This window comes from Streptomyces sp. NPDC059248 (assembly GCF_042753905.1).
Taxonomy (GTDB): Bacteria; Actinomycetota; Actinomycetes; order Streptomycetales; family Streptomycetaceae; genus Streptomyces.
Genome location: NZ_JBHYZV010000019.1, coordinates 91244 through 102709, shown reverse-complemented (window position 1 = coordinate 102709; position 11466 = coordinate 91244). Strand labels below are relative to the sequence as shown.

The 11466-nt window shown below is 72.3% G+C and carries 12 protein-coding genes and 1 pseudogene; 6 read left to right on the top strand and 7 right to left on the bottom strand.

The features are described 5' to 3' along the window. Positions 1-101: 101 nt before the first annotated feature. From ACFXG1_RS10995 to ACFXG1_RS10985, 3 genes are all read right to left on the bottom strand, one after another. Positions 102-263, bottom strand: a complete 162-nt coding sequence (locus ACFXG1_RS10995) for a hypothetical protein (RefSeq protein ID WP_384742108.1) — start codon at positions 261-263, stop codon at positions 102-104. Further along, positions 260-568: a hypothetical protein gene (locus tag ACFXG1_RS10990; RefSeq protein ID WP_384742106.1), complete on the bottom strand. Its 309-nt coding sequence runs from the start codon at positions 566-568 to the stop codon at positions 260-262. Before ACFXG1_RS10990 ends, ACFXG1_RS10995 begins: the two co-directional genes overlap by 4 nt. A gap of 184 nt (positions 569-752) precedes the next feature. After that, positions 753-926 (bottom strand): hypothetical protein, encoded by a 174-nt coding sequence (locus ACFXG1_RS10985; RefSeq protein WP_384721574.1) that lies wholly within the window; start codon positions 924-926, stop codon positions 753-755. Positions 927-1269: 343 nt separating this feature from the next. On the opposite strand from ACFXG1_RS10985, the gene ACFXG1_RS10980 reads away from it, so the two are divergent. Both ACFXG1_RS10980 and ACFXG1_RS10975 read left to right on the top strand, forming a co-directional pair. Next, entirely contained in the window at positions 1270-2604 is a 1335-nt protein-coding gene (locus tag ACFXG1_RS10980; protein WP_384721571.1) for a transcriptional regulator, read from the top strand. 45 nt (positions 2605-2649) lie between these two features. Further along, positions 2650-3195: an NUDIX hydrolase gene (locus ACFXG1_RS10975; RefSeq protein WP_384742103.1), complete on the top strand. Its 546-nt coding sequence runs from the start codon at positions 2650-2652 to the stop codon at positions 3193-3195. Positions 3196-3267: 72 nt separating this feature from the next. On the opposite strand, the gene ACFXG1_RS10970 is transcribed toward ACFXG1_RS10975, so the two are convergent. From ACFXG1_RS10970 to ACFXG1_RS10960, 3 genes are all read right to left on the bottom strand, one after another. Then, entirely contained in the window at positions 3268-3846 is a 579-nt protein-coding gene (locus ACFXG1_RS10970; protein ID WP_384710049.1) for a hypothetical protein, read from the bottom strand. 34 nt (positions 3847-3880) lie between these two features. Further along, positions 3881-4459, bottom strand: a complete 579-nt coding sequence (locus tag ACFXG1_RS10965) for a hypothetical protein (RefSeq protein ID WP_384710052.1) — start codon at positions 4457-4459, stop codon at positions 3881-3883. A gap of 318 nt (positions 4460-4777) precedes the next feature. Continuing rightward, on the bottom strand, positions 4778-6442 hold the full coding sequence (locus ACFXG1_RS10960; RefSeq protein WP_384710055.1) for a bifunctional 3'-5' exonuclease/DNA polymerase: 1665 nt from the start codon (positions 6440-6442) through the stop codon (positions 4778-4780). A gap of 202 nt (positions 6443-6644) precedes the next feature. On the opposite strand from ACFXG1_RS10960, the gene ACFXG1_RS10955 reads away from it, so the two are divergent. From ACFXG1_RS10955 to ACFXG1_RS10940, 4 genes are all read left to right on the top strand, one after another. Next, complete coding sequence (locus ACFXG1_RS10955; protein WP_384710058.1) at positions 6645-7253, top strand: lipoprotein; 609 nt, start codon at positions 6645-6647, stop codon at positions 7251-7253. A 71-nt stretch (positions 7254-7324) separates the two neighbouring features. Then, positions 7325-7936: a lipoprotein gene (locus tag ACFXG1_RS10950; RefSeq protein WP_384710061.1), complete on the top strand. Its 612-nt coding sequence runs from the start codon at positions 7325-7327 to the stop codon at positions 7934-7936. 57 nt (positions 7937-7993) lie between these two features. Continuing rightward, entirely contained in the window at positions 7994-9238 is a 1245-nt protein-coding gene (locus ACFXG1_RS10945) for a DUF2786 domain-containing protein (protein WP_384710064.1), read from the top strand. A gap of 529 nt (positions 9239-9767) precedes the next feature. Then, positions 9768-10985, top strand: a complete 1218-nt coding sequence (locus ACFXG1_RS10940) for an ATP-grasp domain-containing protein (RefSeq protein WP_384710067.1) — start codon at positions 9768-9770, stop codon at positions 10983-10985. Between the two features lie 51 nt (positions 10986-11036). On the opposite strand, the pseudogene ACFXG1_RS10935 reads toward ACFXG1_RS10940, so the two are convergent. Continuing rightward, positions 11037-11466: pseudogene (locus ACFXG1_RS10935) on the bottom strand (nitroreductase); the annotation flags it as partial.

Sequence of the window (11466 nt, the reverse complement as noted above, 5' to 3'; positions counted from 1 at the left end):
GCGGGTGGTGGGGGTGATGCGTGCGGTGGTCACCGGTGCGCGCCAGCAGGCTTCGCAGGTGGTGACGTCGGTGGTCGAGCGGGGAAAGACCTGGGTGAGGATCACGCCGGGGCTCCTTGGCGGGTGAGGGCGTCGACGATGTGCTCGGGGCAGGTGTGCTGTCCGGGGTGGACTTCGACCGGGGCGGTGGTGTCCCGTCCGCAGACGCCGCACTCGGCGGTGGCCGGTTGGGGTGTGGGGGCGAGGAGTCCGTCGCGGGTCACCGGATCCACGTCCATGCCGGGTCGGGCCGTGATGCGCGTACGGCGACGGGCTGTTCGAAGCGGAGCCCGTTGCGGGCGATGATCAGCCTGCGCGCGCCGGGAGGTGCGGCGGTTCCGGTGGTGGTGGCGGTGGCCCGCTGCCGCAGGATCTCCCGCGCTTCCGCCTGTGAGGGGCTGGTCCAGGGGCGGGTCCACGGGTCGACCCGGGGCGGCGGGGTGATGACGACGATGACGGTGGTTCGGCGGCGCGGCAGTTTGAGGAAAGTCCGTAACTGGGCGACGAGGTCGGCGATAAAGTCGTTCATACGACGAATCAGCTCCTGGTGATTGCTGGTTGGTCGAGCCCCGATAGACCGTTACGAGCGGTCGGTCGGGGCGTCTTGGTTTCAGGTGGGTTGGGTGGTCCCGGCCCCGCGCCGGGGGCGGTTTACGGGGCCGGGACCGGTCACCCGTGCACGGGGCGTGGGGCCACCGCACACGGGAGCCTGGTCAGCGCCGGATCCTGCGCGGCTGCGGGCACTCCGGATGCGCGTACAAAGACGGACGCGCCCCGGACGCCGAGAACCCGAGCATCAACAGGTTCTCCTCAGTGCGCTCCACGAGCCGCTCGCAGTACACGCAGTACTCCGGTGCGGCGTTGGGAATCGGGCTATCGGTCATCATCAGCCCTCGTCTCAAAGGGATTCGTCCAAGAGGTGTCCTGCGCCGTAGGGGCGGCGGAGGTCGGATCGACGGTCTCCGCGTCCCGATTGCGGGGACCGGGGCGGTCCGGGCAGATCCGGTTTCCGCACGTACAGGGCGGCCAGGCGAGAGGCGAGGCGGCCGGAGGATCCAGAGCCTTCATTCCGAACTCCCGGAAAGGACAGACTTTTTGGTTCCACGACCGTAGGGAGTAGTTGGGAGGCGGCGGCAGTGTGTGGCCGGGTGGAGCCGTATTAGCGGTTTCACACAGTGTGTGAAACGGACGCGGCTACGCTCGGTGTTCTGATCGATACAGGGGTCGCCTATGGACGCCAACACTCTCCTCGACGCGGTACTCGATGAGGCCGGGATGAGCCGCGTGGGACTCGCCGCACGGGTCAACGCCGTGCTCAGGGCCCGTGGCCGGCAGGCCGCGTATGACCACTCCAGCGTGATCCGTTGGCTCAAGGGGCAGCGCCCGCGTGGGGTTGTACCGGACCTGATCTGCGAGATCCTCAGTCCGCGTGTGGGGCGCCAACTCACTCTGGACGACATCGGTATGGGCAAAGGGACAGCAACGCCGACTGAGACGTCCCTTAACGGGTTCATCGAGCGTTCCACGGCGATGTGGCGCGGCGATGCCCAGCAACGACGGGACGTTCAGGAGGCATCGGTGATAACAGGTCTACCGGCTGTCGGACCGGTGTGGCAGTGGGAGAACCCGCCCGACGACATGGACGTCTCCCGCACGGGCTCGTTGCGCGTCGGAACGGCGGAAGTCGGCACTCTGCGCCATGCGCGCACCCACTACGAACAGATGTACCGCAAAGCAGGAGGAGTGGCGACTCGCAGTAGGGTCCTCGGTTTTCTCAACTCCGAGACCGCGCCGCTCCTCAGGGGTTCGTACAGCGATGCCACCGGACGGGAACTGCACCGGGCCATCGGTGGCCTGGTGGCCGTCGCCGGGATCTGCGCGTACGACTCCGATGCGCAAGGGCTTGCGCAGCGCTATTTCCACCAGGCGCTGAGGCTGGCCAAGGCGTCCGGAGACCGCGCCTTTGGTGGCTATGTCATAGCGCTGCTGGTCAATCAGTCGCTGTTCCTGTCCGAGCCCCGGCAGGCAGTCGCCTTCGCCGAGGCGGGATTACGTGCGGCGGGTTCGGCGATCTCGCACGCGCTGGCATGCGACCTGTACGCCATGCAGGCCAAGGCGTACTCCCGCATGGGCGATCAATCCGGGGCCCATCGAGCCATGACACAGGCGGAACGCGAGGCCGGACTGATCCGGCCCGAGGACGAACCCGCCGAGACCGGCTACATCCAAGCGGGACTGCTGGAGAACAATCTGGCCGATACCCTCATGCGGCTCGGTGATGTCCGCCCCGCCAGGACATACGCGGCCGAAGCCGTCGCCGTACAGACACATGAACGCGGCAAGGTCCACCGGCTCGCGACCCTGGCGGACTGCCACCTGCGGGCCGGGGACGCCGACCAGGCCGCAGCCACGGCAACCCGCATGCTCGACACCATGGAAGGCATGGAGTCCCAACGGCTACGGGACCGTCTCGTCAAGGTTCGTCGCTCCATGACCGGACTACGGGGCCGGGCTACCGGCGATGTCGTGGGGAGGATCGACGACATCCTCCGCATTCCGTTCTGACGGCGGGTGTGTGCTGGGATGGGGATATCCGACGGAAGGGCTCCCGTGTCCGAATGGCAGGCGCTCGGCGAGCGCACCGTGTACGAGAACCGGTGGGTGCGGGTGGGCATGGCCGATGTCGTCCTGCCCGACGGGCGCCACCTCGACCACACCGTGATCCGTCTGCGGCCCGTCGCCGTCGCGGCCGTCCTCAACGAGCACGACGAAGTCCTCCTGTTGTGGCGCCACCGCTTCATCACCGGCGCCTGGGCCTTTGAACTCCCCTCCGGCGGCACCGCCGACGGCGAGGATCCCGCACACGCCGCCGCCCGCGAGTTCGAGGAGGAGACCGGCTGGCGGCCGGGACCCATGCGGCTGCTGCTGGCCGTCGATCCGATGCCCGGCATCTCCACGTCCCACCACCGCGTCTACTGGACCGACCAGGCCCGACGAGTCGGCGAACCCCGCGACGCCTTCGAATCCACCCGCCGCGAATGGGTGCCCCTCGCCCGCGTACCCGAACTCGTCACCGACGGCCGCATCCGATCCGCCAACACCATCGCCGCCCTCCTCCTGCTCCACCACCTCCGGCCAGAAAGCCAGAATCGGTAACGCGCCCCCACCCGAGACCCGGGCCGGCGGCGCCCGGCCCGCGGGTGGCGGGCCGGGCGCGCGGGACGACGGCTACCAGGTGTGGGCGACGTCCACGATGAGCTGGGTCTTCGTCTGGGTCACCCGGAAGGGGAGCTTGGCGCGGACGCCCAGGCCGACCTGGGTGCGGCCCTCGAAGCTGCCGCCGAACTTGGTGTCCTTGAAGGTGCGGTAGCCGGTGAGGTTGACGCCCGGGAGGGGGGACTTCGGGCGGGCGGGGTAGGTGGCGCGGCCCGTCTCCGGGTCGTAGCTGGGGGTGCTCGCGAAGATGCGGAGGATCGCGCCGCCCGTCACCGGGATCGGGTCGCCCGTGCCGTCCTCGTAGAACTCGGTGACGTAGTCGACGTGGTAGCCGACCTTGGCGGACGCGTTGTTGGGGACGTCGAACACGATCCGGTCGTAACAGTCGTGCTGGCCCGTCCTGATATTCGTCAGCGGGCTCGCATACGGCAGCATGTCCGATTTGGTGCCGCTGCCCCACGGTGTGGAGCACACCGCCGTGGGTTTCGCGGATGTGCCGGGAGTCGTCGCGACGCCCGCCGCTCCGGCCGTACCGGCGAGGGTGGCGCCCGTGAGGGCGAGGGTCACGGCGACGGTCGTCAGGGTACGCATCAGGGGTCTCCAGGGGGTTGAAGGGGGCGCGGGATCACCACGCGTGGGCGACGTCCACCACGATCTGCGTCGTGGTCCTGGTGACCCGGAACGGGAGCTTCGCGCGGACGCCGAGGCCCACCTGGGACTGGCCTTCGAAGCTGGCCCCGAACTTGTGGTCCTTGAACGTCTGGTAACCGGTGATGTCGACGCCCGGCAGCGGCTGCTTGCCGCGGGCCGGGTAGGTTTCCTGGCCCGTGGAGAGGTTGCGAGTGGGGGCGTTGACATAGATCTGGAGGATGGCGCCGCCCGCGACGGGGATCGGGTCGCCGGAGCCGTCCTGGTGGAAGGCGTCGACATAGCCCACGTGGTAGCCGGTGTTCCGGTTCGTCGCGCCGATGTCGAAGACCATCCGGTCGTAGCAGGCGTGCCGGCCGGTCCTGATGTCCGACAGATGTCCGGTGGTCGGGTCGGCGGCGCTCTTCACCCCGCTGCCCCACGGGTTGGAGCATGCCGCGGGCGTCCCGGCCGGACCGGCCGCAGTCGTCGCCGCGCCGGCCGTTCCCGCGGCTCCGGCGAGGGTGGCGCCGGTGAGGGCGAGGGTCACGGCAACGGTCCCCAGCTGTCGCTTCAAGATGTCTCCAGAGGGTCGGGAGTGGCATGGGTCGCGGCGAACCGGTCGGCCCTCCGCGATCTCCACCCTGGCCGCCGGAGACCATCACGGCATCGATAGATGCATCTAACCGTTAATCCTCAATAGCCTTGATTTGGGAGGGAGTTGGGGGTGAGGGGGGTTTGGTGGCTGGTGGCGGGCCGGGCCCGGGGCGTCCTCGCCGATGTGCGTCCAGGGGTATCACCGGGGGACTTCACGCCGGGATAGCCCCACGCCCCCGGGCAGCACCGGGCGCCCCGGCCCCCGGGCGCCCCCGGGCACCCCGGGCGGCACCCGGCGTCACTTCGCGTCGGCGTAGCACTCCACCACGGCCGTCGTGAACGGGAACCGTACGGGCGTCTCGCCGAAGGCGATCCGGCCCGCCATGGCTCCCGCCTCGCGGATCGCCTTCGTGACGGTCTCCGCCTCCTCCGCCGGGCAGTGGACGATCACCTCGTCGTGGAGGAAGAAGACCAGCTCGGCCCGCATCCCGGCGAGCCCCCGGCGCAGGGCCGCGAGCATCAGAAGGGACCAGTCGGCCGCCGCGCCCTGGACCACGAAATTACGGGTGAAGCGGCCCCGGGCCCGCGCGTCCGAGAGGTCGGACGCGGAGGCGGGGGCGTCGTCCTGCGGCAGGCCCGCCTCGTCGGCGTCGCCCGCGCCGGACACCGGGGGGCAGGTACGGCCGAGCCAGGTACGGACGAGGCGGCCCTCCTCGCCCGCGCGGGCCGCGTCGTCGACATAGGCGACCGCCGCGGGGAAGCGGCGGCGCAGCGCCGCCAGGTTCTTCAGGCCGTCGCCGGACGTCTGGCCGTAGACCGCGCCCAGCAGCGCCAGCTTGGCGTCCTCGCGCTCGCCGGAGAAGCCGCGGGCCGCGAGCGCCGTATACAGATCGCCCTCATTGCCCGCGACCTCCATCAGGCCGGGGTCGCGGGAGACCGCGGCCAGCACCCGGGGCTCCATCTGGTCCGCGTCCGCGACCACCAGGCGCCAGCCGGGGTCGGCGACGACCGCCCGGCGGATCACCTTCGGCAGCTGGAGCGCGCCGCCGCCGTTCGTCGTCCAGCGGCCCGAGACCGTGCCGCCGGGCAGATAGCCGGGGCGGAAGCGGCCGTCCCGCACCCAGTCGTTCAACCAGGTCCAGCCGTGCGCCACCCAGACGCGGTAGAGCTTCTTGTACTCGACGAGCGGGGCGACCGCCGGGTGGTCGATCTCCTCCAGCTCCCAGCGCCGGGTCGACCGCAGCCGGAACCCGGCCTCCGCGAAGGCCTTCACCACATCCGCCGGGAGGTCGGGCCTGACCCGCCGCCCGAACGCCGCCGACACCTCGTCCGTCAGCTCCGCCAGCCGCCGCGGCTCGCCCCCGCCCGCGTACCGCTCGCCGAGCATGTCCTCCAGCAGCCCGCGGTGCACATCGGCCCGCCACGGCAGCCCCGCGCGGTTCATCTCGGCGGCGACCAGCATCGCGGCCGACTCGGCGGCCGTCAGCAGCCGCAGCCGCCCCGGGTGGGCCGAGGCGTCGTGGCGCCGCTGCTGCTCCGCGTACACCTCCAGCAGGGACTCCAGCGACAGCGGGACCGGTCTCGGCTCGAACAGCGACGACTGGGCGCCGGGCTCGGCGGCCCGCTGCGGCGGATCCGGCGGTACGGGCAGCTTCCGCAGCCGGGCCAGGGCCGCGGCGGCGGCCCTGGGCTCCCCGGACCGGCCCTCGTGCCCGAGGAGGAGCTGCTCGGCGTCCTCCACGTCGTAACACCGCTCGACCCGGACCCCGGCCGCCAGCAGCCGGGGGTAGAGGTCGAATGTGGAGCGCCACACCCAACGGCCGACCTCCGGCCGGGACCGGACCGCCGTCACGAGGTCCGGCTCCTCGACCACGGGACCGGCGGGCAGGCCGTCGGGGCGCAGGGGGACGAGCCGTGCCCCGTCGCCCTCCGCCGCCGCCGCGACCGCCCATCGTTCCGCCATACGGGAAGTCTTCCACCCGGGTCTGACATCGGCCCCCCGGCACGGCCGTGACCTGCGGGGGAACAGAACCCGGCCCGCCCTTCCCGCCACCCCGGACACGATCCGGGCACCGAGCGGAAAACCGGTACCGGGACTGTCGTAGCGGCCGCCTAGGATGACGCGTTCACAGTGTGACGCAGGGGGCGTCACCAGGGGGGATCGCATGGGACAGCACGGTGTACGGACGGGCCTCACGGTCGGCGCGGCGGCGCTCGCGCTCCTCGCCACCGGATGCGGCGGCTCCGGCTCGGACGCGGAGTCGAAGTCCACGTACGACAAGAAAGCCAAGACGCAGCAGATAGGTACGGCGGGGGGCGTCTGCGCGCTGCCCGTCACCTTCGACACTCCCGTCGAGTGGAAGGCCAACCGGGTCAGCGGCGAGGCGCAGCAGTACCTGATGGTGGGCCTGGCCGAGTTGGTCTGCGAACTGGACGCCCGCGAGGGCGGCACCGCCGGTTTCATCCGGCTCTACAACGACCGGTCGCGGGCCTCGACGCCCCGGTTCGCGCTGGAGCGCTTCGTGAGCGAGAGCAACCTCGCCAAGAAGAAGAACATCGTGTACCGCGATGTGGAGGTGGGCCCGTACAACGGGGTCGAGGTCTCCTACGAGGGCTTCAACGAGTTCTGGGAGTCCCGCCAGAAGAAGACCCATATCGGCTTCAAGACCCCGAAGGGTCTGCTCGTGATCGACGTCGGCGCCATGGACCCGATCGACCACGACGCCCTCCTCCCCGAGGTGGACCGGATCAAGGACACGCTCAAGGGGTCGTGACGCGGCGGGCGGCGGGGGCGGGGGCCCCGCGGCGGACGGCCCGAAGTACCGGACACAACCAGAGGGATCACATGGGACGACAGCACGGTGTACGGACGGGCCTCACGGTCGGCGCGGCGGTGCTCGCGCTCCTCGCCGGCGGATGCGGCGGCTCCGACTCGGACGCGGAGTCGAAGTCCACGTACGACAAGAAAGCCAAGACGCAGCAGATAGGTACGGCGGGAGGCGAGTGCCCGCTGCCGGTCGCCTTCGACATCCCTGCGAGCTGGAAGATCAGTACACCGGAGGACGCCGAGAACCCGCCGGCCGTGGGAACGGCCGTGAAGATCTGCGGACTGGACGCCCGCCACGGCGGCACCGCCGGTTCGTTCGAGCTCTATCACCAGCCGTGGCAGGCCACGTCGGCCCGGAGCGCCCTGGAGCAGTTCGTCGCCTGGGACAAGCGGTACCGGGGCGTGGAGGACGTCGTGTACCGCGATACGAAGATGGGCCCGTACGAGGCGGTCGAGCTCTCCTACACGGCGCTCAACGAGGTCTTGGATCACGACCAGAAACGGACCCAGATCGGGTTCCGGACCCCGAAGGGGCTGGTGGTGATCGATATCCACGCCATGGATCCCGTCGACCACGATGCCCTCCTCCCCGAGGTGGACCGGATCAAGGACACCCTCAAGGAGGCGTGACGGGCGGCACGGCGGCGGCGGGCCGGGGCATGTGGTCGCGCACCGCATGATGGTGGGATGAGCACAGCCCCACCCGGCCCCGACGAGCCCCGGACCACCGTCGAGCGGGCCCTGGCGACGGCCCTGTACGCCGAGAACACCACGGACCCCGGGGCCCGGGAGCGGGCCGTCGACACCGCCGCGTCCCTCGTGGCCGCCGATCCGGGCGCCGACGCGGAGCTGGCGCGGCGGGGCGAGGAGTTCGTGCGGCGGGCCTGGGAGCGTGGCTGGCAGCCCGCCGATGTGATCCGGCTCGTCCGGCGCGACCTCGGGGACCCGCACATCCGGATCGCGGCGGAGCTGATCAGGGCGGAGTCCCGGCGCTATCCGGCCGCCGCGCTCCCGCCCCGCTGGGCCGCGCAGCTCGACGATCTCGCGCCCGGCGCCGTACCGCCGTGGCGGGCGCCGGACCGGTTCTCGTACGCCACCGCCGTCCTGGAGCTGTACCGGCTGCTGCTGCGGCTCCCCTCGATCGAGCCGGTCGGGCCGGTGCCGGGCGCGTCGGCGACCGCCACCGCGGCCGTACCGCCGTCCGCGTACGAGCCGAAGGCGCTGACCCGGATACGCGCCCTGCTGGCCAAGGCCGAGGCGACCGACTACCCGGAGGAGGCCGAGGCGCTGTCGGCGAAGGCGCAGGAGCTGGCCGCCCGCTACAGCGTCGACGCCGCCGCGGTGAGCGGCGCGGGCGGGGACGCGGCCGGGCGGGCGGTGCCCGGCGCCTGCCGGATCGGTGTGGAGCCGCCGTACGAGACGGCCAAGGCGATCCTCCTGGACGCCGTGGCGGGGGCGAACCGCTGCCGCGCGGTCTGGAACGGCGACTTCGACTTCTCGACAGTCGTCGGTTACGCCTCCGATCTCGACGCCGTCGAGCTGCTGTACACGTCCCTGCTGGTGCAGGGCACCGCCGCGATGACGCGCGCGGAGGCGGCGCAGCGGGCGGGCGGCCGGAAACGTACGAAGACGTTCCGGCAGTCGTTCCTGATGGCGTACGCGTCCCGGGTCGGGGAGCGCCTCACGGCGGCGGCCGACGCGGTGGCGGGGGCCGCTCCCGCCGATCTGCTGCCCGTGCTCGCGACGCGGGACGTCGCGGTCTCGGCCCGCGCGGACGAGCTGTTCCCGCGGACCACGACGACCCGGGTACGGGGTGTCGACGACCCGGCCGGCTGGGAGGAGGGCCGCGCGGCGGCGGACTCGGCCCGTGTGGGCCCGGACCGGCGACCCCTGCGGGGGCGGGAGCGGGGACGGGGCGGGACGGAGAGCTGACGGCGCGCCGTCGAGGCCCTGCTCCCTGCTCCCGGGTCTCGACGGCACCTCCTGCGGAAACGATCCTTCTGGCGGGAACCCGACGCTGTGGCCGAACGACCACTAACGGGACGGACACCTTCACCGGACACCTTTCACCGGACCAGGTGTACGGACCCGGTGTACGGACCAGGGGCCGGGCCCGCAGCCGGGTCCCGGCCACGACGGCGGGAGGCCGGAGCGATGGACCGAACGCCGCCGTCGCTCGGTCGCCACCAGGACCGGGGGCGGCGGGCCCGGCACATCCGCGCGCCGAACGCATCACCGGCCCGGAAGGGTTGCTTCCGCCGTGGGCGGTGCTGGAATGGGCCGGGCGGCCCGCACCACCGGGAGCCCGTACGGACCCGGCGGCGGCCGACCCCCCGCCCCGTACCCCGCGCCCGTCCCGTACGGACGCCCCGGCGGACAACCCCCGCTCCGCCGGAAGCCGTCCCCCTTCCCGAGCCCCGGCACGCAAACGCGCCCCCCACACCACCCCAGGAGCCCCACGGTGACCGTCGCCGCCCTCGAATCGCTCCCCTTCGGACTCGAACGCCTCGCGCTCGCCGCCGCCGTCGCCGGGCACCGTCTCGCGCTCCTCACCTCCGACCGCACGGTCTACCGCCATGAACTGGCCGCCATGCCCGAGGAGATCCTCGACATCGTGGACGTCGACACCACCGACCCGGGGGCCGTCCGCCGGGCCCTGGCCGGGCTGCCCGATCTCGTCGGGCTGGTGAACACCACCGACACCTGGAGCGTCCCGGCCGCCGATCTCGCCGCCGAGCTGGGGCTGCCGGGGCCCGACCCGGCGGATGTACGGGTGCTCCGCGACAAGGCCCTCGTACGGCAGCGGCTGCACGCGGCCGGGCTCAGCCGGATCGTCGCCTCCACGCACCCCGCGGCGGTCGAACTGCCCGCCGTGCTCAAGGACTCGGCGGGCACCTCGTCCCGGGGCGTCTGGATCGTCCACGACGAGGCCGAGCTGCGGGCCGCGCTCACCGAGGCCGCCGCGTGCGGCGGCGAGCTGAAGGGCCGGCTCTTCGCCGAACCGTTCCTGCCCGGACCGCTGTACAGCGCCGAGACCCTCAGCTGGAAGGGCGAGACCCGGCTGCTGGGGGTCTCCAGCCGGCAGATGTCCCGTACATCCGCCGTACGGGAGGAGGGCGCGGCCTTCCCCGTCGGCCTGCCGCCGGGCGGACACGAGACGCTGGCCCGCTGGGCCGCCGACGTACTCGCCACAGCCGGGCACGACCAGGGCTTCGCCCATGTCGAGTTCGTGGAGACCTCGCACGGTCCCGAACTCGTCGAGATCAACCGGCGGATCGGGGGCGGGCTCGTCGGCGAGGCGCTCTGCCGGGCGCTGGGGACGGACGTCTACGACGCGGTGATCGAGGTCGCCATCGGGCTGCGGCCGACCCTGATGGACGGTCCGCTGGTGGCGCCCTTCACCGGCCCGGCCGTCGCGTTCGTCCTGGTCTATCCCGACCGTCCGGGCACCCTCACCGGCTGGCGCGGCCTCGACGGCCTCGGCGCGTTCCCGGGAAATGTGGAGTGGTTCCCCGTCCGCGCGCCGGGCGACGTCGTCCACGCCGTCGGCGACCAGCGCGCCTGTACGGGCCTGGTGCTCGCGGAGGCGGAGACGGCGGAACTGGCGCAGCACCGGGCATGGAGCGCGGCGGCGTCGGTACGACCGCTGATGGGACCGCTGCCGACAGGGGTGTGCTGAGGGGCCGCTGCCGACGGGGGTGTGAGGGGCGGGGCCCTCGGCCGCCGCGGGCTACTCCCCGGGGCCGGCCGTCGAGGGGCCGACCGTCAGTACGTCCCGTACCGGCCTGCGCCGGGTGTCCGGGCCCCGGGGGCCGTAGCCGAGCCGGATGACCATATGGACATGGCCCATCGCGGACGCCGGGTCGCGGACCGCCCACCGCAGGTCGCTCCACTCCAGCGCCTGGGAGGCGACCGAGGTGGCGAGGCCGTCGAGGGTGGCTTCGAGGAGGACGCGCTCCATGGCCTGGCCCGCCCGGAGCCAGTCCGCCGGATGGTCGCGGACCGTGCCGAGGAGGGCGAGCTGGGGGGATTCCTCGAAGACGGCGGACTCGCGGACGAAGTCGGGGTCCGGGGCCGTACCGCCGCCGCGGTCGGTGACCCCCGGATCCGCGGCGGCCGCGGACTGCGCGGACGGCACGCCGTGTCTCTTATACACAAGT